This window comes from Tabrizicola caldifontis, assembly GCF_004762095.1.
In the GTDB taxonomy this organism is placed as follows: domain Bacteria; phylum Pseudomonadota; class Alphaproteobacteria; order Rhodobacterales; family Rhodobacteraceae; genus Tabrizicola; species Tabrizicola caldifontis.
Genome location: NZ_SIJH01000004.1, coordinates 55,049 through 77,838 on the forward strand (window position 1 = coordinate 55,049; position 22,790 = coordinate 77,838).

Genomic DNA, 22,790 nt, shown 5'->3' on the forward strand with positions numbered 1-22,790 from the left:
GCTATATCCCCGACAGCCAGCCGCCGGAGGATCCTATGCCCCTGAATCCGACCATCGCCCGCGTCACCGACCGCATCCGCGCCCGGTCAGAAGCCACGCGCGACGCTTATCTGGAACGGATGGGCAAGGCGATCTCGAACGGGCCGGTGCGGGCACATCTGAGCTGCGGTAATCAGGCCCATGCCTATGCCGCCATGGGCGAGACCAAGGCAGCACTGGCAGAGGCCAAGGTGCCGAACCTCGGTATCGTGACGGCCTACAACGACATGCTCTCGGCGCACCAGCCCTTCGAACGCTATCCCGACCTGATCCGGGCGGCGGCCAGGAAGGCAGGCGTGACGGTGCAGGTCGCGGGCGGGGTGCCGGCCATGTGCGACGGGGTCACCCAGGGCCAGCCGGGCATGGAGCTGTCGCTCTTTTCGCGCGACGTGATCGCCCTGGCAGCAGGCGTGGCGATGAGCCACAACTGTTTTGATGCAGCCCTCTATCTGGGTGTCTGCGACAAGATCGTGCCGGGCCTGATCATGGCGGCGGCCACCTTCGGCCATGTGCCTGCCGTCTTTGTTCCGGCCGGGCCGATGACCTCGGGCATCCCGAACGACCAGAAATCCGCCGTCCGCAACGCCTATGCGGAAGGCCGCGCCACACGCGAAGAGCTGATGGCCGCCGAGATGGCCAGCTACCACGGCCCCGGCACCTGCACCTTCTACGGCACCGCGAACACCAACCAGATGCTGATGGAGGTGATGGGCCTGCACCTGCCCGGCGCGAGCTTCGTCAACCCCGGAACCCCCCTGCGCGAGGCGCTGACCGCGGCGGCGGTCGAACGGGCCGCCGCGATCACCGCGCTTGGCAACGACTTCCGCCCGGTGGGCGAGATCCTGGACGAGCGCGCCTATGTGAACGGGATCGTCGGGCTGATGGCGACGGGCGGCTCCACGAACCTCGTGCTGCACCTGCCCGCCATGGCCCGCGCCTCGGGCGTCATCCTCGATCTTCAGGACTTTGCCGACCTCAGCGAAGCCGTGCCGCTGATGGCCAAGGTCTATCCGAACGGTCTGGCCGACGTGAACCATTTCCACGCGGCCGGTGGCTTGCAGTTCCTGATCGGCCAGCTTCTGGACGCGGGCCTGCTGCACCCCGACGCCAAGACCATCGCGGGCGATGGTCTGTCCGCCTACCGGCAGGAACCGGTGCTGGATGGGGGCCGCCTCGTCTGGCGCGACGGACCGAAGGCAAGCCTGAATGACAAGGTCGTCCGCCCCGCGTCCGATCCCTTTGCACCTTCGGGTGGGCTGAAACTGCTGACCGGCAACCTCGGCCGCGGCGTGATCAAGGTCTCGGCCGTGGCACCCGAGCGCCACGTCGTCGAAGCCCCGGCGCGCATCTTCCATAGCCAGGAGGCGGTGAAGGCCGCCTTCAAGGCGGGAGAGTTCACCTCGGATACAGTGGTGGTCGTCCGTTTCCAGGGGCCCAAGGCAAACGGGATGCCGGAACTGCATTCGCTGACACCAACGCTGTCGGTCCTTCAGGACCGGGGCCTGAAGGTGGCGCTGGTGACAGACGGGCGGATGTCGGGCGCCTCGGGCAAGGTGCCGGCGGCGATCCACGTTGCACCCGAGGCGGCGGCGGGCGGACCACTGGCGAAATTGCGCGATGGCGACATGGTGCGGCTAGATGCCGTAGCGGGTACGCTGACCGCCCTTGTCCCCGATTTTGACAGCCGCGCGCCTGTCACCGCCGATCTTTCGGCCAACGAATACGGGATCGGCCGCGAGCTTTTCGCTGCTTTCCGCCGCAACGTCGGATCTGCCGACACCGGGGCATCGACCGTCAACTGACGCCCCGGGCCCGCCTACCCCCTCGCTGTTGGCAGGAGTACCTGGAAACGAGCATGACAGCATTGCGCACCCGGATTGCTGCTTGCCAGAATGCTTCCGCCGACGGCACCCTGACTTGCCACCCGCGCCGATCGGCGCAGAAAGGGAACCGATGACCCCCGCAGAACAATCGCTGAAGGCCGCCGAGATCTGCCGTCTGGCTCCGGTCGTGCCGGTTCTGGTGATCGACGATCTCGCCCACGCCCGCCCCCTGGCCGAGGCGCTGATTGCCGGTGGCCTGCCAGCGCTGGAGGTGACGCTGCGCACGCCCTGCGCGCTCGACGCGATCCGTGCCATGGCCGAAGTGCCAGGCGGCGTGGTCGGGGCCGGCACCCTGCTGACCCCTGCCGATGTAAAGGCCGCGAAGGCCGCTGGTGCGACCTTCGGTGTATCGCCGGGCGCAACCGACCGCCTGATCGCCGCCTGCCAGGACGAAGGCCTGCCGCTTCTGCCCGGTGCGGCGACGGCATCCGAGATCATGGCCCTGCTGGAAGTGGGATATTCGGTGCAGAAGTTCTTCCCCGCAGAGCAGGCGGGCGGCGCGGCATATCTGAAGGCAATCGGCGCACCCATTCCGCAGGTCAGCTTCTGCCCTACCGGGGGGATCAGCCTGAAGATCGCGCCCGACTATCTGGGTCTGAAGAACATCCTCTGCGTCGGCGGCAGCTGGGTCGCCCCGAAAGAGGCGATGGCGCAGGGCGACTGGGCGGCGATCACCATGCTTGCCCGCGAGGCCTCCGCCCTGCCCCGCAGCTCTTGACCGGAACCGCGCTGGACGGGGCAGGCGCCGGCTCAGTCCCGGATCATCTGCCGTGCCGCCCGACCGCCCTTGCGACGTGGGGTTTCGGGTGCCGCAAGGGCCTGATGCAGCACTTCGGTCATCGGATGGTCCGGCGCGCCGACACCATAGGCCGCAATCAGCACCCGCACCGCCTCGACCACAGGGGCACCCGCCGGGATCGACAGCGCCCAGTCCATGAAGATCGACCGGCACTCTCCTGCCGTGATCCCCTCTATCCGGTAGCTTTCCCGCACCAGCCCCTTCGGATCGGCCTCAGCCAAGTCCATCGCCTGTCTCCCCCACCACATGTTCCACGGCGGCCGCGGCCGCTGTCACCGCTGCTGCAAGCTGCCGCGCCAGGGCCGCGCCATCCTGCGCGCCGGTCTCGCGCAGCACAAAGGCCCGCGCGCCTTCGCCAAGGGCATCCCAGTCAAGCGTCCGGTCGGACAGCAGCCGCGCCGCCGCATGCAGCCGCCACAGAAGCCTGTAGGCCGAAAGAAGCGCTTGCGCGTCGGACTCCGGCAGTCCGATGCCCTTTCCCGCCGCGATCTGCCGTTCGACACTGCGTGCCGGGCTGCCGGCGATCAGCGCCACGGTCTGGGCGGCCAGTTCGATGTCCATGATCCGGCCCGGCCCGTTCTTGGCGTCCCAGGGCCCCTGCGCCGGTTTTGCCGCCGCAAGCCGCGCCCGCATCTTGGCCACATCGGCGCGCACGGCGGCCCCCTGCCCCTTGCGCCGCAGCAGCGCACGTCGAAAATCCTCTACCTCGTCCGCCAGCGCCGGCTCGCCCGCCAGAACCCGCGCACGGGTCAAGGCCAGATGCTCCCACGTCCAGGCCTCGGTCTCCTGATAGGTGGTGAAACTTTGCAGGCTGGTCGCCACCGGACCCGCCCGGCCCGAGGGCCGCAGCCGCATGTCCACCTCGTAAAGCCGCCCCTCGGGCATCTGCGCGGTCAGTGCCGTGACCAGCGCCTGGGTCAGACGCGCAAAATAGGGCCGCGTGGCCAGCGGGCGCGGCCCGTCCGAGCCCTCGGCCCCCTGGGCGTCGTAGATCACGATCAGGTCGAGATCGGACCCCGCGTTCAACCGTGCCGCCCCCATGCTGCCCATGCCCAGAACCACCGCCCCTCGCCCCGGCATTGCGCCGTGCTTGCGGGCGAAATCCGCCACAACCTCGTCCCAGATGGATGCGACCACGGCCTCGGCAAGGTCAGCATACTGCTTGCCCGCCTCGAACCCGTCGATCAGCCCGCGCAGATGATGGACACCCACCCGGAAATGCCATTCCTTCATCCAGCGCCGTGCCGCATCGAGCCTAGCCTCGTAATCAGAAGCCAGGGCCAGGCGTCGGGCCAGTTCTGCCCGAAGGCCCGCCACGCCGGGCCAGGTGTCCCAGAAACTGCCGCCGATCACCCCATCAAGCACCGAGGCATTGCGCGCCAGATACTGCGCCAGCCCGGGTGCCGATCCTGCGATGTCGATGATCAGATCGATCAGCGTCGGGTTCGCCTCGAACAGCGCGAAAAGCTGCACGCCTGCGGGCAGCCTGGCGAGAAATCCGTCCAGTGCCGCCAGCGCCTCGTCGGGGTTCGCGGCCCGGGCCAGCCCCTTCAGGAAGCGGGGCCGCAACCGGCGGAAGATCGTCTGCGCGCGGTCCGTTCTCAGCGCCGGGTAGCCTTCCCAGCGCCGCGTGATCTCGCGCGCGGTTTCGGAAAGTTCCGGCCCCTCCTCGATATCGGCGGGAGAGAAGAAGCCTTCGGTCAGCCGGTCGGTCCGGTGCAGCCGGTCCAGCAGGTCGCGGCGAAATTCGGCCTCTGTCTGGCCGCAGAAGGCAGCAATGCGGGCCACGCCTTCGGGGGTGGTCGGCAGGGAATGGGTCTGGGCGTCGTTCACCATCTGCAGCCGATGCTCCACCTCGCGGTGGGCACGGTAAAGCTGGGTCAGCTCCTTGGCGACATCGGGTGGCACCCAGCCCTTGGCGGCCAGCGCGGCGAGCCCCCCGACCGTGGTGCGATCGCGCAGGTCAGGGTCGCGGCCCCCGGCAATCAGCTGGCGGGTCTGGGTGAAGAACTCGATCTCGCGGATGCCGCCGGCGCCAAGTTTCATGTTGTGGCCCTCCACCGTGATCGGCCCGTGCAGGCCCCGGTGGTCACGGATGCGAAGGCGCATGTCATGGGCATCCTGGATTGCCACGAAATCCAGATGCTTGCGCCAGACGAAGGGGGTTAGCGCCTTCAGGAACCTCTCGCCCGCCGCAAGGTCGCCCCCACAGGGGCGAGCCTTGATGTAGGCAGCGCGTTCCCAGGTGCGGCCCTCGGCCTCGTAATAGGCTTCGGCGGCGGCCATCGACAGGCAGACCGGCGTCACGCTGGCATCGGGGCGCAACCGAAGATCGGTGCGGAACACATAGCCGTCGGCCACATCCGACAGGATCGCCGTCATGCGGCGCACGACCTTTATGAAGCTTGCGCGCGCCTCATGTTCCTCGCCGGGATAGAGGGTTTCGTCGAACAGGCAGATCAGGTCGATGTCCGAGGAATAGTTCAGCTCTCCCGCGCCCATCTTGCCCATGGCCAGCGCCACCATCCCGCCTGCGGTCGGCACAGCGTCGGGCGTGGCACCGGGCAGCCTGCCGCGGCGGATCTCATCGGCCACCAGGCGGGTCAGCGCCAGATGCACCGCCCGGTCGGCAAGCGTGGTCAGCGCCCCGGTCACCTGCTCCAGCGGCCAGACGCCGCCCAGATCGCACAGCGCAACCAGCAACGCCACGCGCCGCTTGGCCTGCCGCAGTGCGTCCGGCAGGGCATCAAGCGCCGCAGCCTCTGGCGCGGCCAGCACGGCCGCGAGGGCCGCCTCGGGATCAGCCACGGCCTCGGGCATCCATCCGGCTTCGCGCTCCATCAGCCCGCGCAGATAGGGGCTGCACCCGGCGGTTGCGGACACAAGCTCCATGACCTCGGGGCCGAGGTCGGGCAGACTGGCGCGCAGGTGGGATGCTGCGGTGGGATCGAAGGCGATGGGCGTGCGGGTGATGCGGGCGGCAAGGGTCATGGCGCAGACCTTGCGCGGCAACCCGGCGGGGGGTCAACGGCTGCCGATGCCGCGGGCTGAAAAATCCTTGGAAGGATCCGGCAGGCAGGCCCGGGCAACGCCAAGGCAGGGCGCTGTTTCGCCGCCGGCAAGGCACCCGGCAGGGTGAAGCGCCCATGCCGGCGCCATCCCGTCAGACCACCCGAGCAATGTCAAAATCTTTCACATTGCCCCTTGAAGCACCCTTCATCAGGCCACATCTTCGCGATGTGAATTCAATTCACATTCCAAGAGGAGACCCGCCGATGATGACCACCACCGACACCGCCCGGCCTGGCGGGATCCGCTCTGCGCTGCGCCGTGGCGAGGACTGGCTGGACGAGCGCGGCAAATGGGCCTGGATCGCCGCAATGGTCCTGGGCTTCGTCCTGTTCTGGCCGGTAGGCCTTGCGCTTCTTGCCTACATGATCTGGGGAAAACAGATGTTCGCACGTTCCTGCGGCCAGCGCCGCCACCGCGACCATGCCTGGGGGCGCCACGCGATGCGTGCGGGCCAGCCCACCGGCAACCACGCCTTCGACAGCTACAAGGCAGAGGCGCTGCGCCGGCTGGAAGAAGAGCAGGAGGCCTTCGAGACCTTCCTCCAGCGGCTGCGCAATTCCAAGGACAAGGCCGAATTCGATGCCTTCATGGAGGAGCGTGCCCGCACCACCGACGCGCAAGATGCGACCGGGGCCGATGCACCACCTCCTGACCCCGGAACGCGCCGCGGCGAGTACTGAGGCCCTTTGCCCTGCCCCGCAATCGGGGCGGGGCAGTCCGGCGCAAGCCGCTGCACTACATGCTTGGCGGATGGCGCGAGGCTTGCTAGGCTCGGTTCGCCTTGCCTTCTCCAGTTCTCATGCGACACACGCTGCCCCTTGCGCCCCAGTTCTATGTGACGGCTCCGCAGCCCTGCCCCTATCTGCCGGGCAGGATGGAACGGAAGCTGTTCACCGCGCTGCAAGGCGAACATGCGCAGAAACTGAATGACACGTTGTCGAAACAGGGCTTCCGTCGCAGCCAGAACGTGCTTTACCGCCCCTCATGCGCCGAATGTTCCGCCTGCCTTTCCGCGCGCATCCGGGTGGCCGATTTCCAGCCATCGCGCACCCAGCGGCGGATCCTCCGGCGGAATGCCGATCTGCGCCGCAATGCCACCAGCCCCTGGGCGACCGAGGACCAGTTCTCCCTGTTCCGCCGCTATCTGGACCACCGCCATGCCGACGGCGGCATGGCCGACATGGACATCTTCGAATTCGCCGCGATGATCGAGGAAACCCCGATCAAGAGCCGCGTGATCGAATATACCCGCCCCCCGGCCGAGGGCGAACGCTCGCGGCCCCTCGCCGCCGTCTGTCTGACCGATGTCTTTGATGACGGCCTCAGCATGGTCTACAGCTTCTACGACCCCGACCTCTCTGACCTGTCGCTGGGCACCTACGTCATTCTTGACCACGTTGCCATCGCGCGCGAGGCGGGGTTGCCATACGTCTATCTGGGTTACTGGGTGCCGGGCAGCCGCAAGATGGGTTACAAGGCCGGCTTCTCGGCGCTGGAAATCTACAAGGGCGGTGTCTGGCAGCCCGTCGGCAACCCCGAGGACCATACCGCCGACCTGCATCCACTTTCGGTGGACCCCATCGCAGAACAGGTCGCGCGGATCAGCCTGCCCGATACCCGCACCTGATGACGGCGCGCCATGCCGACCTGGCGATGGCCCTGCCCGGCTGCCACGCCATGATCCTGATCCATTCCGAAAGCCGGGCCTCAGGGTGACCAGGGGAACGCACCAATGCACCAGACGCGCGGACTTGGTCCGGCCCGCGCCCACCCCATCTGACCAACCGGGGCTTGCGTGACCCGGTGGCCCGCTTCATCCTGCGGGCATGGGACGGGCGCCATGACGTTTTCGGAATGCGAAGGGTCGGGATTGACCCGTCGCTGCGACCTACTGTAACTGGCCCGACTGGCTTGCCAGACCAGGCCGGACTGAACACAAGGCCTGCCGGATCAACCGGTGGCCATCCAGGGGAGGACTTAGCCGGATGCAGGCCTTGCTTGCCATTTCGCGCGGAATCGACCGCGTGAACGCGTTCATAGGAAAGGGTGTCATGTGGCTGATCCTGCTGGCGGTTCTCGTCAGTGCGGGCAATGCGGTCAGCCGCAAGTTCTTCAACCTGTCATCCAACGCCTGGCTGGAATTGCAGTGGTATCTGTTCGGCGCGGCCTTCATGGGCGCGGCCGCCTACACCCTGCAGCAGAACGAGCACATCCGCATCGACGTCTTCTACGCCACGCGCTCGCGCCGGACGCAGCACTGGATCGACCTTCTCGGCCACATCTTCTTCCTTCTTCCCTTCGCCGCGCTGATGGCCTGGTATCTCTGGCCCTACACGATGCAGGCCTGGCGGTCGGGGCAGGTCTCGACCAACGCGGGCGGGCTGATCATCTGGCCGGCGCGCGCGATCCTTCTTGCAGGGTTCGTGATGCTGGCAGCCCAGGCCCTTGCCGAGATCATCAAGAAGATTGCCGTCATGCGCGGGCTGATCGAGGATCCCCATCCCTTCGTCTCGGCGCAGGATCACGCGCTGCAAGAGGTGGAGGAAATCAAGGCCGACGTGCAGGCCCATGCCGGCGAGGTGCGCAAATGATCGAGCTCATCGCCCACAACATGGCGCCGATCATCTTCGTCAGCCTGGTCTTCTTCCTGCTGATGGGCTACCCCGTGGCCTTCTCGCTGGCGGCGAACGGGCTGATCTTCTTCGTGATCGGCGTCTGGCTTGCCCCCTATTCCAACGGCGAGATCACGCTGGACTGGCCGCTTCTGGGCACAATGCCGCAACGATTGTGGGGCATCATCTCGAACGAGACATTGCTGGCCATCCCCTTCTTCACCTTCATGGGGATCATCCTGGAACGAAGCGGCATGGCCGAGGATCTGCTGGACACGATCGGCCAACTTTTTGGGCCGATCCGCGGGGGCCTCGCCTTTGCCGTGGTCCTCGTCGGCGCGCTCTTGGCGGCCACGACCGGGGTCGTCGCGGCAAGCGTGATCGCCATGGGTCTGATCTCGCTGCCGATCATGCTGCGCTATGGCTATGACCGGCGCACGGCAACCGGGGTGATTGCGGCCTCGGGCACGCTGGCACAGATCATCCCGCCCTCGCTGGTGCTTATCATTCTGGCCGATCAGCTGGGCCGGTCGGTCGGCGACATGTATCGCGGCGCGCTTGTGCCGGGGCTGGTGCTGACCGGCATGTATCTGGGCTATGTGGCGATGATCGCGATCTTCCAGCCGCACAAGGTGCCGGCGCTCCCGCCCGAGGCGCGGACGCTGGGCGGCGGCGTGACCTCGCTTCTGGTCGCGCTTGTCGCAGGCGCGGCCATCGGCTACGGGGCGCACTACCTTTACTATGATGCCTGGGGTGCCAATGCCGACGTGGCCGGCGCGGCAGTCGGGACAGTGGCGGTCTACATATATGCGCTGATCGACCGCTATCTGGGCCTTGACCTGCTGTCGCGGCTTGCACAGCAGGTGATCATGGTGCTGATCCCGCCGCTTGCGCTGATCTTCCTGGTGCTTGGCACGATCTTCATCGGCCTGGCCACCCCGACCGAGGGCGGCGCCATGGGCGCGGTCGGCGCGATGATCCTGGCCTTCGCCAAGCGGCGCTTCAACTTTCCCATGGTGCAATCGGCGCTGGCCGCCACGACGCGGCTTTCGGCCTTCGTCCTGTTCGTGCTGATCGGCGCGCGGGTATTCTCGCTGACTTTCTACGGCGTCAACGGGCATATCTGGGTGGAAGAACTGCTGACTGCCGTGCCGGGGGGGCAGTACGGCTTCCTCGTGGTGGTGAACCTCATCATCTTCGTGCTGGGCTTCTTCCTCGACTTCTTCGAGATCGCCTTCATCCTGATCCCGCTGTTGATCGCCCCGGCGCAGACGCTGGGGATCGACCTGATCTGGCTGGGCGTCATCATCGGGGTAAACCTGCAGACCAGCTTCCTGACTCCACCCTTCGGCTTTGCGCTGTTCTACCTGCGGTCCGTCGCAGCCCGGGTGCCCTACATCGACAAGATCACCGGCAGGAAGATGGATGGGATCAGGACGGGAGAGATCTACCGGGGCGCCATCCCCTTCATTGTCATCCAGCTGCTGATGATCCTGGCCGTGGTGGCCTTCCCGCAGATGGTGATGCACTACAAGGGGCCGGTGGTGGACCCATCGACCGTGCAGATCACCGTGCCGGGCTTCCAGCCTATGGCGCCTGGCGGCACCAGCGCCCCGCCTGCCCCGGGCGGCCTGCCGGGACTGCCAGGGGCGCCCTCGATCGGAGCACCCAATCTCGGGGCCCCGAACCTGGGCACCCCGAACTTCGGCACGCCCACCCCCGAGCCCGCACCCGACGCCGCGCCGCCAGCCCCCGGCGCCTTGCCAGGCCTGCCGGGCGCACCGCAGCTAGGCCCACCCGTGGTCACCCCCTGAGGGCCGCAAGGCGGAACAGAAAAGCCCCGGAGAGACACTCCCCGGGGCTATCCCTTTGTCGATCGGCAGGGGACTACAGCTTGCCTGCCTGCTGCTGCGTCATCATGAATACGTCGTAGTTGTATTCGGCGATCTGGGCGTTCAGGTAAGCATCCCGGCGGAACGCATCCTGGCTTTCCTTGATCTTCTTGAAGGTCTCGTTGGTGGCCGAGACCTCGGCATAGGTGGCATTTGCCGCGTCGAAGGCCGCCGACAGCACGTCTTGCGGCAGGGGCCGCAGCTGGGCGCCGTTCGCCACGAGCGACTTCAGCGCCGTGGGGTTCTTCCAGTCGTAGCTGGCCAGCATGTCCAGGTTGGCCACTGCGCAGGCTGCCTTCAGCAGCGCCTGGTATGATTTCGGCAGCTCGTTCCACTTGGCCAGGTTGATCATGGTCGCGATCGCCGGGCCGCCTTCCCACCAGCCGGGATAGTAATAGTAGGGCGCAACCTTGTAGAAGCCCAGCTTCTCGTCGTCATAGGGGCCGACCCATTCGGCGGCGTCGATGGTGCCCTTTTCCAGCGACGGATAGATGTCGCCGCCCGCGATCTGCTGCGGCACGACACCGATCTTCTCGATCACCTTGCCGGCAAAGCCTCCGATCCGCATCTTCAGACCCTGAAGATCGGCCAGGCTGTTGATCTCCTTGCGATACCAGCCGGCCATCTGCACCCCGGTGTTGCCGGCGGGGAAGGCGATCAGGTTCTGCGTGGCGTAGAATTCGTTCATCATGTCGATGCCGCCGCCATAGTAGAACCAGGCGTTCATCATCCGGGCGTTCAGCCCGAAGGGTACCGCGGCACCCAGCGCATAGGTCGGATCCTTGCCCCAGTAGTAGTAGGGCACCGTGTGGCAGGCCTCGACCGTGCCATTGGCGACGGCATCCGCAGCCTCGAGCCCCGGGACCAGTTCGCCGGCCGGAAAGACCTGAAGCGTGAACTTGCCGTCCGTCGCTTCCGAGACATACTTCGACATGACCTCGGCCGCCCCGAAGATGGTGTCGAGCGACTTCGGGAAGGACGACGTGACCCGCCAGGTCACGGTCGGCATATCCTGGGCGATGGCGGGCGCGGCCAGCACAGCCGCACCGGCAGCGGCCACCCCGCCGACGGAAGCCTTGGTCAGAAACGAGCGACGATCCATGCAATCTCCTCCACTGTTGGCGCGCCGGGGGGCTGCTGGCCCCACCACGCATGTGTGAGATAGACGCTAAAGAAGCCCGTGCAAGATGAGAACCCAAAACTGCGCCGGTCGGCTGCTTCTGGTCAGAAAAGCTTACCGCCGTGGCGCATGCCATGCCCGATGATTGCGCTACAATCGCAAGGGTGCCCTGGCCTTGGCCCGCCAGACTGCCCATTTGTCAGGCAGAGCGCTCATGACAGGCCGGGAATCGCCCGGTGACAGGCTCTACCCTGGGTTCGGGCGTGTCTGGCCGTCACCTTCAATCGTGGCCGCGCAGCACCGGAATGAAACAGGGCCCTTGTCCCTTGGACATGCCGGGATCGCAGACTGCAGCCACAGGGGGGCGGCTCGGGCGCCTCGGGGCCGAAGGACTGCGGCCGGCAGTCACGGATTGCGTACATTTCCGGGCGCCCCCGGTCGGCAGTCCGGACGGCAACAGCGGGAACGCGGTCTCTCAAGCGGCGCAATAGGCACAGAGCCGCCGCACGATCACGGACGCGTGCGATTTTCCGCAACCGCCCCCTTGCAATCACGCGACCGCGACCAAACCTCCCCCCAAACGGAAATCGGGGAGCCATCTTGACCTATCTTCTGTTCTCGCTCGGCCTTGTCATGCTGTTTGTCGGAGGCGAGGGCCTAGTGCGGGGCGCCTCATCGGTTGCGCGGCATTTCAACTTTTCTCCGATGCTGATCGGCCTGACCATCGTCGGCTTCGGCACATCGGCACCCGAACTTCTGGTGTCGGTCCAGGCGGCCCTGGCAGGCCAGCCCGGCATTGCCATCGGCAACGTCGTGGGTTCCAACATCGCCAACATCCTGCTGATCCTGGGCGTCTCGGCCGCCATCGCGCCGCTCTTCATCCCCGCTCGCCGGCTTTGGCGCGATCTGGCCTTCATGCTGGCGGCGACGGCGATCTTCTGGGCCATGCTCTCCGGATCCGAGATCACCCGACTTTACGGGGCAATCCTCGTGCTGGGCCTCTTGGCCTTCCTGGCGGTGGCCTTCCTATACGGCAAGATCGACGCCGATGAAGATGCGCCGGTCGAAAACCAGCTTCTGGCGTGGGGTTTCACGCTGGGCGGGCTTGTCGTGCTGGTGATCGGGGCGCGGCTACTGGTAGATAATGCTGTCATCATCGCCAAGACTTTCGGCGTCCCGGAGGCCGTGATCGGCCTGACGATCGTCGCTGTCGGGACTTCGCTGCCCGAACTTGCGACCAGCGTGATTGCCGCCCTGCGCCGCCAGACAGAGATTGCGGTCGGCAACGTGATCGGGTCGAACATCTTCAACATCTTCTCGATCATCGGCATCACCGCCCTGATCACCCCCATTCCCGTCGATCCGCGCTTTGCGGTGATCGACATGCCCGTGGCGACCGCCGTCGCCGTCGGTCTGGCGGTGGCCGCCATCCTGCTGAACGGCTTGCCGCGGATCGCCGGGGTGATCCTGCTGGCACTGTATGGCGGCTATCTCTGGGCCATGGCCTGACCCCGCCCTGCGGCCGCCCGATGGGCCTGCGGGGCGGCGCCTTGGAGAAAGTTGCGCCCCGACCAGTCAGATCGTAACTTTCGTTCAAGAATGCCCTGCCAATGCGACATTTTCGTATTGCAAATCCCGTTGACGCCCGGCATACCGCGCCCTACTGTTCCGACCGAACGTGAAGGGGATGGGCCGATGGCCAGACTTCTTGTCATCGTAGGAAGGACGCGCATGGGCCGGTGACGGTTGACCATAACGGTTCCCATGCGCCCCCGAAGGAAACTTCCGGGGGCTTTTTGTTGCGGTAAGGAGACGCGAAAGATGTCGAAGCAGATGACCGGTGCGAAGATGGTGGTCCAGGCGCTGAAGGATCAGGGCGTCGAGGTCGTCTTCGGCTACCCGGGCGGCGCGGTGCTTCCGATCTATGACGAGCTGTTCCTGCAAAACGACATCCGCCACATCCTGGTGCGCCACGAACAGGGCGCGGTGCACATGGCGGAAGGCTATGCGCGGTCCACCGGCAAGCCGGGGGTGGCGCTGGTGACCTCGGGGCCCGGGGCCACGAACGCTGTCACGGGCCTGACCGACGCGCTGATGGATTCGATCCCGATCGTTGTCCTGACCGGACAGGTGCCGACTTTCATGATCGGCACCGACGGCTTCCAGGAGGCAGACACGGTGGGCATCACCCGCCCCTGCACCAAGATGAACTGGCTGGTGAAGGACACCGCGAAACTCTCGGAAACCATCCATCAAGCCTTTCACGTCGCCACCCACGGCCGCCCCGGCCCGGTTCTGATCGACATCCCCAAGGATGTGCAGTTCGCCACCGCGGAATACACGCCCGCCGAGAAGGCGAAAGTCAGCCACTACCAGCCTCGGACCGAGGGCGATCCGGCCCAGATCGCCCGGCTGGTAGAGCTGATGGAGCAGGCTGAACGCCCGATCCTCTATACCGGCGGCGGGGTCATCAACTCTGGCCCCCGTGCCAGCCAGCTTCTGCGCGAACTGGCGACGGAAACCGGTTTTCCGGTGACCTCTACCCTGATGGGCCTTGGCGCCTACCCCGCCAGTGGAAAGAACTGGATCGGCATGCTGGGTATGCATGGCCTTTATGAGGCCAACCTTGCCATGCACGGCTGCGACCTGATGATCAACATCGGCGCACGGTTCGACGACCGCATCACCGGCCGCGTCAAGGACTTCTCTCCTCGCTCGAAGAAGGCGCATATCGACATCGATCCCTCCTCGATCAACAAGGTCATCCATGTCGATGTGCCGATCGTCGGCGACGTGACGAAGGTGCTGGAGGAACTGCTGCGCCAGTGGCGCGCCCGCGGCTCGCGCACCGACCAGCGCGGGCTGGCCAAGTGGTGGAAGCAGATCGACGAGTGGCGCGCGGTCAAGTGCCTGAGCTACAAGCCCTCTAGCACCACGATCAAGCCTCAGTATGCGCTGGAACGGCTGGAGGCCCTGACCAAGGGGATGGACCGCTACATCTGCACCGAGGTCGGCCAGCACCAGATGTGGGCCGCCCAGTTCCTGGGCTTCGAGGAGCCGAACCGCTGGATGACGTCCGGCGGCCTAGGCACCATGGGCTACGGCCTGCCGGCAAGCATCGGCGTGCAGATCGCACATCCCGACGCGCTGGTCATCAACGTCGCGGGCGAGGCATCCTGGCTGATGAACATGCAGGAAATGGGCACCGCCATGCAGTTCCGCGCGCCGGTGAAACAGTTCATCCTGAACAACGAACGACTTGGCATGGTGCGCCAGTGGCAGGAGCTGCTGCATGGCGAACGCTATTCCTCGTCCTGGAGCGAAAGCCTGCCCGATTTCGTGAAACTGGCCGAGGCCTTCGGTTGCAAGGGCATCAAGTGCGACGACCCGAAGGATCTGGATGACGCGATCATGGAAATGATCCGCCACGACGGCCCGGTGATCTTCGACTGCCTGGTGGAAAAGCACGAGAACTGCTTCCCGATGATCCCCAGCGGGAAGCCGCACAACGAGATGCTGCTGTCGGCCGATGCCGAGGCCTTCCGGTCGGGCGCAGTGCTGGTCTGACCCATGCAGGATGCCGCCTCGCGTCAGGCTGCGGACGCCCGGCTGGCGGTTTTCGCCGGCCGGGGCGGGTTCTGGTTCGCCGCGGTGTCGGTGCTGCTGACCATGACCTTCGTCCTGGCCGTTCTGACCTCGGCGCTGACAACGACGGGCACACCGGAACAGCCGGCGCTGGCGATCGACTTCAAGGTGTTCTGGGCGGCCGCGCAGCTTGCACTTTCGGGCGACGGGCTGGCCGCATTCGATCAGGATCAGCTGAATGCCCTGCATGCCACCAAGACCGATGCACGGATGCCCTGGCTATATCCACCGGGCTATCTGCTGCTGATCGCCCCGCTCGGCGCCTTCAGCTTTGCCCATGCTCTCATCCTTTCGACGGCGCTTTCGCTCATCTGCATGGCGCTGGCGTTTCGGCCATTCGTGGCAGGAGTCACGCCGCTCTGGATGGCGCTGACCTTTGCGCCAGCCTTTCTGCCCGCGCTGATGATCGGCCAGAACAGCCTTTTCTGGATGGCCGGCCTGCTTGCGGCCCTTGCGGCGCTGCGTGCACAGCGGTGGGTTCTGGCCGGCATCTGCATCGGCTGCCTCACGCTGAAGCCGCAACTGGGGCTGATGATCCCGTTTGCTCTGCTTGGGGCGGGCGCCTGGCGCAGCATCGTTGCGGCCGCCGTGACTGCAGCCCTGGTCGCGGGCCTGCCGACCCTGGTGTATGGCACGGGCTACTGGCCGCTGTTGGCACAGGCCATTGCCGAACAGGGCGCGGTGATGCTGCAAAGCATCGCCGGCGTCGAGCTGATGGTTGGTCCGCTGTCGTTGCTGACCATGTCGGGGGTCGAACCCCGGCTTGCGCTGCGCCTGCAATGGGCCATCACGGCGGCCTGCGCGGTCTGCGTCCTTCTGCTGTGGCGGTCCCGGAACATCAGCTTCGATGCCAAGGTGGCCGGCCTTCTGACGGCAATGCTGCTGTCGTCGGTTTACATGTGGTATTACGAAGCGGCGCTGATGGCGGGCATCGCCCTTTTCCTGATGCGCGCCGGACTTCTGAAGGCTGCGCCGCTGCCGCTTGCGGTCTTTGTTGCGCTGTGGCTTGGCGGTGGACTGCTGGCGATGAATGTCTTCCTGAAACTGGTTGATCAATCGCTTCTGGGAGCTGTCGTTCTGACCCCGCTTCTTGGCGTCTGTCTGATCCTGTGTCTTGCGCACCTCGCCTCGGCGAGGCGCGCGCCCGCTCGTCCGGTCTGAACCTTGCAGGGGGTCGGGCCCGAAAATGGAACCTACGGCTGTTACCGACGACCCGGGACAGCGCAACAGAACAGAAGGCAATCATGTCCGCACTGAACATCAAGAAGGGCTCGTCCAGCCACTCGGCCTATGACCTCCGCTCGGCCTTGAGCGAGGTCGAGGAAAGCCACACCCTTGCAGTGATCGTGGAAAACGAACCGGGCGTCCTGGCGCGCGTCATCGGCCTGTTTTCGGGCCGTGGCTACAACATCGACAGCCTGACGGTGGCAGAGGTGGATCACACCGGGCACCGGTCGCGGATCACCATCGTGACGCGCGGAACCCCGGCTGTCATCGACCAGATCGAGGCGCAGCTGTCCCGCATGGTGCCGGTGCATGCCGTGCATGACCTGACCGTGGAAGGCCCAAGCGTCCAGCGCGAACTTGCCCTGGTCAAGGTCAGGGGCAAGGGCGAACACCGGATCGAAGCCCTGCGCCTGGCCGAGATCTTCAGGGCGAACGTGGTCGATTCGACTTTGGAAAGCTTCGTTTTCGAGATGACCGGCACGCCCGAGAAGATCGACGCCTTCGTCGAACTGATGCGCCCGCTGGGCCTGGTGGAAATCGCCCGCACCGGCGTGGCCGCGCTGGCCCGCGGGGTCTGACCGGGGCGATCATCGCTCCGTCCCGTCGCTCTTCGCTGCCGCCCCCCGGCGAAGAGCGGCCGAAAGGAAGCGATGAGTGGCGCTTATGCCCCCGTGAATCGTGGCGGGCGCTTTTCCAGAAAGGCCGCCACCCCTTCGCGGAAATCATCGCTTGCCCCGCAGGCCCCCTGCAAGCGCGCTTCCAGTGCCAGCTGTGCCTCCAGCGGCTGATCGAAGCTGCCGCGCAGGGCCTGCTTCAACGCGGCATAGGCCAACGTCGGCCCGGAGGAGAGCTTAGCCGCCCGCGCCGCCACCACCTCTGTGAACCGCGCGTCCGGTACCGCCTCCCAGATCATCCCCCAGTCGGCGGCCTGCCGCGCGGGCACTGGCTCGGCCAGCAGTGCAGCCCCCATCGCGCGCTGCAAGCCTACCCGGCGCGGCAGGAAGCTGGTGCCCCCCGCATCCGGGATCAGCCCGATCCGGGTGAAGGCCTGAATGAAGCTCGCGCTTTCCGCCGCGATCACCAGATCGCAGGCCAGCGCCAGATTGGCCCCCGCCCCTGCCGCAACCCCGTTGACCGCAGCGATCACGGGAACCGGAGCCTCGGTTATCGCCCGGATCATCGGAACATATTCGTCGTTCAGCGTGGCCTCGAACCCGGCATCCTCCAGACCGGTCGCGTCGGTCAGATCCTGACCGGAACAGAAGGCCCGCCCCGCCCCGGTCAGTACGATCACCCGGCCACGATGCCCCAGCCGCAGTGCGATGGTCAGTTCGCGTCGCAGCCCACGATTCAGCGCGTTCATCACCTCGGGCCGGTTCAGCGTGATCCATGTCACGCCCGCATCCTCGGTCACCGTGATCCAGTCATAAGCCATGCGCCCCTCCTGTCGCTGGAGAAAGGCTAGCCTCAGCGCGCGCCAGGCCAAAGCCCCAACGCCGCGTCACTCCTTCAGGAGTTCGCGCAGGCGCGCCTCTTCAGCCTCGCTCAGCGTGGCCTCCGGGGCCTTGCGCCGGCGCGCCGCTGTGACCGCCACCCCGACCCCGACCAGGAACAGGACCGGCCCCGCCAGCCACAGGATCAGGTTCGATCCTTCGGGCCGGGGATTGAACAGGACGAACTCGCCGTATCGGGCGACGATGTAATCCACCACCTCGCGGTCGGTATCGCCGGCCACCAGCCTTTCGCGGATGATGATCCGCAGGTCGCGGCTGATCGGTGCGTTCGAATCGTCGATCGATTCGCCCTGACAGACCGGGCAGCGGATCTCGCGGCTGATCGCCCGCGCCCGCGCCTCGAGCACCGGGTCGGCCAGCATCTCGTCGGGCTGAACCGCACGGGCCGGGGTCGCCAGCAGCAGCAGCGCCAGGGCGCAGCCTGCACACCCCGCCCACCACCGGTTGAAAGCCGCGATCATTCCGCAGGAACCCCGAGCGGAACCTTCCGCGCCCCGGCCGCCACGCGGTAGCGCCGGTCGGACAGGCTGAGCAGCCCCCCCAGCGCCATCAGGATCGAGCCGGCCCACAGCCAGTTGGCGAAGGGCTCGATATAGCTCCGCACGGCCCAGCCACCCGACTGCTGCCGGTCGCCCAGCACCAGATAGACGTCGCGCAGCAAGCCGTAATCTATGGCGGCCTCGGTCGTGGGCATCCCGGCCACCGGATAGACCCGCTTCTCTGGCTGCAACCTGGCGACCAGCGCACCATTGCGGGTCACCGTCATGAAGCCCATGGTGGACACATAGTTCGGCCCCTCGACCTCACGCACGTCATCGAGGCGCACCTCGTAGGTGCCGAGGGGGAAGGTCTCGCCGACCTGCACCACGCGGATATCCTCGATCTTCCAGGCCAACATTGCCGACACCGCGAAGATCGTAATTCCCAGGCCGCCATGCGCCACCGCCTTGCCCCAGTCGGCGCGCGGCAGACGCGTCAGACGCGCCATCCGCGTGCCGACCCCCTCGCGCCCGGTCCGCGACCAAAGGTCGGTCAGCGCACCGAACAGAACCCACGCGCCCAGGACCACCCCGATCGGCCCCAGCGCCGTCCGGTTCGTCTGCATTGCCCAGGCCAACGCCCCAAGCGCCAGGGCCAGGACCAGTGCGGGCAACAGGGCCCGCAGGCTGCGCCCGAGCGCCCCGCGTTTCCACGCCAGCATCGCCCCCGGCGGCAGGATCACCGCCAGTGCCACCATGAAGGGGGTAAAGGCCGCGTTGAAGAAGGGCTCGCCCACGCTCAGGGTGCGCCCCAGCAACAGTTCCGCAACCAAAGGCCAGATTGTCCCGATGAAGACGACAAAGGCGGAAACCGCAAGAATGATGTTGTTCGCCACCAGCGCGCTTTCACGGCTGACCAGGGCAAAGACGCCCTTCGCCTCCATCACCCCCGCCCGCAGGGCGAACAGCATCAACGCTCCGCCGGTAAAGACCGCCAGTATCATCAGGATGAACACGCCCCGCTCCGGGTCATTGGCAAAGGCGTGGACGGATGTGATGACACCCGATCGCACGATGAAGGTGCCGATCAGACTGAACCCGAAGGCCATGATTGCCAGCAGGATCGTCCAGGCCTTCAGGCTTTCGCGCTTTTCCACCACGATCGCAGAATGCAGAAGCGCGGCAGCCAGAAGCCAAGGCATGAAACTGGCGTTTTCCACCGGATCCCAGAACCAGAAGCCCCCCCAGCCAAGTTCGTAGTAGGCCCACCACGACCCCAGCGCGATGCCGATGGTCAGGAAGATCCACGCTGCCAGCGTCCAGGGGCGCACCCAGCGCCCCCAGGCGGCATCGACCCGGCCTTCGATCAGGGCGGCTACGGCAAAGCTGTAGGCGATGCTCAGGCCGACATAACCCAGGTAAAGGAAGGGCGGATGGAAGGCGAGCCCGGGATCCTGCAACAGCGGGTTCAGATCCTGTCCGTTCAGCGGCGGCGCCGCCAGGCGCCAGAACGGGTTAGAGGTAAGCAGCATGAACAGCAGGAACGCGACCCCGATCATGCCCTGTACCGCCAGCACCCGCGCCTTCAGCCTGGCCGGCAGATTGCCGCCGAACAGCGCCACAGCCGCGCCATACACGGCCAGGATCAGCACCCACAAAAGCAACGAGCCTTCATGGTTACCCCACACGCCCGCTACCTTGTAGAGCATGGGCTTGTCGGTATGCGAATTGGCGACCACCACTGCCAGCGAGAAATCCGAAACGACGAAGGCCCATGTCAGCACCGCAAAGGACACCGCGACCAGAACCAGCTGCATCAGCGCAGCCGGTTCCGCCAGCGCCATCAGCCGCGCGTCGCCCCGCTGCGCGCCCCAAAGCGGCAGCGTCGATTGCACCAGCGCCACCATCAGCGCCAGGATCAGCGCGAAATGCCCGAATTCGACGATCACGGTTCGCCCCCTGTGTTTGTCTCATCATAGGCGCTTGGGGCGAAGGGGGAAATCCCCTGCGCCCCTTCGCCGCGCCAGCCTGGCACTTCGCCCGTGACGCCCCGTCAATGTCGCCGGATTGACCGTTGCCACCGGCGGATCCGGCCCGTTACACCGAGGAAGGAACAGACGGAGGCCCCCATGCCCAGAACCATCCTGATCGGTGCGCCCATCGATACCGGGCAACGACGCCCCGGCTGCCTGATGGGGCCCGCAGCCTACCGCGTAGCCGGCCTTGCGCGCGAGATCGCCGCCGAGGGCCACGGGGTCGAGGACTGGGGCGACCTGTCCCTGCCAGAGTTGCCCGAGGTGACCTGCCCGAACCCTGTTGTCCATTCCCTGGCTGAAACCGTTGGCTGGACGGAAATCCTGATGGACCGCGTGGATGACGCCCTGTCCGAGGGCGGCTTCCCAATCATCATGGGCGGCGATCATTCGCTGGCGCTCGGGTCGGTCGCAGGCGCCGCAGCCTTTGCCCGGCGCCAGAACAGGCCGCTGTTCCTGCTCTGGCTAGACGCGCATTCCGATTTCCATACGCCCCTGACCACCACCAGCGGCAATCTGCACGGCACACCGCTGGCCTATATCAACGGGCGTGAGGGGTTTGACGCCTTTCCGCCCTTTCCCGCACCCGTCCCGGCGCACCGCATCTGCATGTTCGGTATCCGGTCCGTCGATCCGGCCGAAAAGGCCGCGATGCTTGAACGCGACATCCAGGTCAACGACATGCGGGTAATCGACGAGCGCGGTCTTGTGGCCCCGCTGCGCGAATTCCTGGACCTCGTGCGCAGAGAGGCAGGCATGCTGCACGTCAGCCTCGACGTTGACTTCCTCGACCCCTCGATCGCCCCGGCCGTCGGCACCACCGTTCCTGGCGGCACGACGTTCCGCGAGGCACATCTCGTGATGGAGCTTCTGCACGAAAGCGGGCTTGTGACCAGCCTTGACCTTGTGGAACTGAACCCGTTCCTCGACGACCGCGGGATGACGGCGCGGCTGATGGTGGATCTGGTGGGCAGCCTGATGGGCAAGAAGGTGTTCGACCGCCCGACCCGCGCCAAGTGACGCTCATCCAGCCGGTGCTGGCAGTCTTCCCCAGGCCGACCGCCAGCGAACAGCGCCAGCAAGTAAACGATAAGGGGTGTACTAAAGGTCGCGGTAGACGTGATCACACCCTTGCGGATCGGTGACGATCCAGTGTTCTTGCGCGCGGCGCAGATAGCCGGGGCCGACCGGCACCTTGCCGTGCCCGCCCGGGATGTCCAGCACATAGACCGGCTGCGCAATCCCCGTCAGCCGCCCGCGCAGGGCCGCCACGATTGCCTGCCCCTCTTCCAGCGTGACCCGGAAATGCCCGGTTCCCTTCGCAAGGTCGGGATGGTGCAGATAATAGGGCTTCACGCGGTTCCGAATCAGCGCCCGGAACAGCGCCTCCAGCGTGTCGACATCGGCATTCACGCCCTTCAGGAGCACGGTCTGCGACAGAAGGGGCACCCCGGCGCGGCTGAGCCGCCGCAGCGCCGCCGCTGCCCCGGGCGTGATCTCGTCCGGGTGGTTGGTGTGGATCACCAGCCAGACCGGCAGCGCGCGGTCCAGCACCGCGACAAGCGCCTCGGTCACCTTCTCTGGCGCAACGACCGGCACACGGGTGTGAAAGCGCAGCACCTCCAGTGTCCCAAGGCCCTCAAGCCGGTCAAGCATCGACGCAAGCCGCCGCGCCGACAGGACAAGCGGATCGCCACCGGTGAAGATCACCTCGCGCACCGCAGGGGTCGAACGCAGATACTCCAGCACCCGACCGAACTCTGCCTCGGCCAGATGTCCGGTCTCGCCCACAGTTTCCCGCCGGAAGCAGAAGCGGCAGTAAACCTCGCAGGTCTGCGTCGCGTGCAGGATCGCACGGTCGGAATAGCGATGCGTCAGCCCCGCAACCGGGCTGTGCGCACCGTCGCCGATCGGGTCGGCCAGCTCTTCCGGAACAACACGCAACTCGCGCACATCGGGCACGAATTGCGCCCTGACCCCGGCACTGCCCACGGCAGCCATTGCGGGGCTGATCCGTACCCGGAACTCTTCCGCCACCGCCTCCAGTGTTGATCGGTCGGCAGGGTCGGCAAGCCCGGCACGCTCCAGGGCGTCAAGGCTGACAAGGGCAGCGGGGATCGGGCCGGTCTTGGTCATGACTGGCGACCTACCCCCGGTCCGCCCCGCCTGCAAGGCCCTGCCGGGCGCAGGGCGTGTCCTGCCTAATGCAGCCGGAACTCGCCCACAACGTTGCGCCATTCGCCCGGCGCGATCAGCTTCCTGTGCGTGAAGCGAACCGAATGAAGCGGCCCCTCGATCTTTTCCTGCCAGAATTCGATGAACCTGAAGAGCGCGGGATAATCCGGCGCAAGATCATACTCCTGCCAGATGAAGCTGTTGAGAACACTGCGATAATCCGGCATCCGGTAGAAAAGTTCGGCCGTTGTCAGCCCATAGCCCTTCAGCATCAGTTCCGTCTCGCGCCCGGTCATGCAT

General features: G+C 66.2%; 19 protein-coding genes. 11 read left to right on the forward strand and 8 right to left on the reverse strand.

Translation table 11 applies throughout. From position 1 onward, the window contains the following. Positions 1 to 35 precede the first annotated feature (35 nt). Both edd and EYB42_RS04280 read left to right on the forward strand, forming a co-directional pair. Complete coding sequence (gene edd, locus EYB42_RS04275) at positions 36 to 1,841, forward strand: phosphogluconate dehydratase (RefSeq protein WP_135448568.1); 1,806 nt, start codon at positions 36 to 38, stop codon at positions 1,839 to 1,841. Between the two features lie 151 nt (positions 1,842 to 1,992). Beyond that, complete coding sequence (locus EYB42_RS04280; protein ID WP_135448570.1) at positions 1,993 to 2,640, forward strand: bifunctional 4-hydroxy-2-oxoglutarate aldolase/2-dehydro-3-deoxy-phosphogluconate aldolase; 648 nt, start codon at positions 1,993 to 1,995, stop codon at positions 2,638 to 2,640. Positions 2,641 to 2,672: 32 nt separating this feature from the next. On the opposite strand, the gene EYB42_RS04285 is transcribed toward EYB42_RS04280, so the two are convergent. Then, positions 2,673 to 2,948, reverse strand: coding sequence for a hypothetical protein (locus EYB42_RS04285; RefSeq protein ID WP_135448572.1), 276 nt, complete (start codon positions 2,946 to 2,948; stop codon positions 2,673 to 2,675). Next, positions 2,935 to 5,712, reverse strand: coding sequence for a [protein-PII] uridylyltransferase family protein (locus EYB42_RS04290; protein WP_135448574.1), 2,778 nt, complete (start codon positions 5,710 to 5,712; stop codon positions 2,935 to 2,937). Before EYB42_RS04290 ends, EYB42_RS04285 begins: the two co-directional genes overlap by 14 nt. Positions 5,713 to 5,996: 284 nt before the next feature. On the opposite strand from EYB42_RS04290, the gene EYB42_RS04295 reads away from it, so the two are divergent. The 4 genes from EYB42_RS04295 to EYB42_RS04310 all read left to right on the forward strand — a co-directional run bounded on the left by EYB42_RS04295 (position 5,997) and on the right by EYB42_RS04310 (position 10,219). After that, entirely contained in the window at positions 5,997 to 6,473 is a 477-nt protein-coding gene (locus tag EYB42_RS04295; protein ID WP_371685732.1) for a DUF2852 domain-containing protein, read from the forward strand. A 119-nt stretch (positions 6,474 to 6,592) separates the two neighbouring features. Continuing rightward, a complete protein-coding gene (locus tag EYB42_RS04300; protein WP_135448576.1) occupies positions 6,593 to 7,420 on the forward strand; it encodes an arginyltransferase in 828 nt (275 codons plus the stop codon). A 358-nt stretch (positions 7,421 to 7,778) separates the two neighbouring features. Continuing rightward, a complete protein-coding gene (locus tag EYB42_RS04305; protein ID WP_135448578.1) occupies positions 7,779 to 8,384 on the forward strand; it encodes a TRAP transporter small permease subunit in 606 nt (201 codons plus the stop codon). Beyond that, positions 8,381 to 10,219: a TRAP transporter large permease gene (locus EYB42_RS04310; RefSeq protein WP_135448580.1), complete on the forward strand. Its 1,839-nt coding sequence runs from the start codon at positions 8,381 to 8,383 to the stop codon at positions 10,217 to 10,219. Before EYB42_RS04305 ends, EYB42_RS04310 begins: the two co-directional genes overlap by 4 nt. A 73-nt stretch (positions 10,220 to 10,292) precedes the next feature. Here the strand turns inward: EYB42_RS04310 and EYB42_RS04315 are convergent, their stop codons facing one another. Further along, complete coding sequence (locus tag EYB42_RS04315; RefSeq protein WP_135448582.1) at positions 10,293 to 11,399, reverse strand: TRAP transporter substrate-binding protein; 1,107 nt, start codon at positions 11,397 to 11,399, stop codon at positions 10,293 to 10,295. Positions 11,400 to 12,017: 618 nt separating this feature from the next. Here EYB42_RS04315 and EYB42_RS04320 point away from each other — a divergent pair. The 4 genes from EYB42_RS04320 (at position 12,018) to ilvN (ending at position 16,867) form a co-directional block, all read left to right on the forward strand. Then, positions 12,018 to 12,926 (forward strand): calcium/sodium antiporter, encoded by a 909-nt coding sequence (locus tag EYB42_RS04320; protein ID WP_135448584.1) that lies wholly within the window; start codon positions 12,018 to 12,020, stop codon positions 12,924 to 12,926. 312 nt (positions 12,927 to 13,238) lie between these two features. Further along, a complete protein-coding gene (locus EYB42_RS04325) occupies positions 13,239 to 14,984 on the forward strand; it encodes an acetolactate synthase 3 large subunit (protein WP_135448586.1) in 1,746 nt (581 codons plus the stop codon). A 3-nt stretch (positions 14,985 to 14,987) separates the two neighbouring features. After that, the gene (locus tag EYB42_RS04330; RefSeq protein WP_135448589.1) at positions 14,988 to 16,223 is read left to right on the forward strand and encodes a glycosyltransferase family 87 protein; all 1,236 of its coding nucleotides are present in this window, start codon (positions 14,988 to 14,990) and stop codon (positions 16,221 to 16,223) included. A gap of 83 nt (positions 16,224 to 16,306) precedes the next feature. Beyond that, on the forward strand, positions 16,307 to 16,867 hold the full coding sequence (gene ilvN, locus EYB42_RS04335; RefSeq protein WP_135448591.1) for an acetolactate synthase small subunit: 561 nt from the start codon (positions 16,307 to 16,309) through the stop codon (positions 16,865 to 16,867). Positions 16,868 to 16,950: 83 nt separating this feature from the next. On the opposite strand, the gene EYB42_RS04340 is transcribed toward ilvN, so the two are convergent. The 3 genes from EYB42_RS04340 to EYB42_RS04350 form a co-directional block, all read right to left on the reverse strand. Further along, positions 16,951 to 17,724: an enoyl-CoA hydratase-related protein gene (locus EYB42_RS04340; RefSeq protein WP_135448593.1), complete on the reverse strand. Its 774-nt coding sequence runs from the start codon at positions 17,722 to 17,724 to the stop codon at positions 16,951 to 16,953. A 66-nt stretch (positions 17,725 to 17,790) separates the two neighbouring features. Continuing rightward, on the reverse strand, positions 17,791 to 18,264 hold the full coding sequence (locus EYB42_RS04345; RefSeq protein WP_135448595.1) for a cytochrome c-type biogenesis protein: 474 nt from the start codon (positions 18,262 to 18,264) through the stop codon (positions 17,791 to 17,793). Beyond that, complete coding sequence (locus EYB42_RS04350; RefSeq protein ID WP_135448597.1) at positions 18,261 to 20,231, reverse strand: heme lyase CcmF/NrfE family subunit; 1,971 nt, start codon at positions 20,229 to 20,231, stop codon at positions 18,261 to 18,263. The genes EYB42_RS04345 and EYB42_RS04350 overlap by 4 nt, the downstream gene beginning before the upstream one ends. A gap of 180 nt (positions 20,232 to 20,411) precedes the next feature. On the opposite strand from EYB42_RS04350, the gene rocF reads away from it, so the two are divergent. Continuing rightward, the gene (rocF, locus tag EYB42_RS04355; protein WP_135448599.1) at positions 20,412 to 21,335 is read left to right on the forward strand and encodes an arginase; all 924 of its coding nucleotides are present in this window, start codon (positions 20,412 to 20,414) and stop codon (positions 21,333 to 21,335) included. Between the two features lie 81 nt (positions 21,336 to 21,416). Here rocF and EYB42_RS04360 read toward each other — a convergent pair whose 3' ends face one another. Together EYB42_RS04360 and EYB42_RS04365 are read right to left on the reverse strand one after the other, a co-directional pair. Further along, positions 21,417 to 22,451 (reverse strand): lysine-2,3-aminomutase-like protein, encoded by a 1,035-nt coding sequence (locus tag EYB42_RS04360; protein WP_135448601.1) that lies wholly within the window; start codon positions 22,449 to 22,451, stop codon positions 21,417 to 21,419. A 65-nt stretch (positions 22,452 to 22,516) separates the two neighbouring features. Then, a complete protein-coding gene (locus tag EYB42_RS04365) occupies positions 22,517 to 22,786 on the reverse strand; it encodes an usg protein (RefSeq protein WP_135448604.1) in 270 nt (89 codons plus the stop codon). Positions 22,787 to 22,790 lie beyond the last annotated feature (4 nt).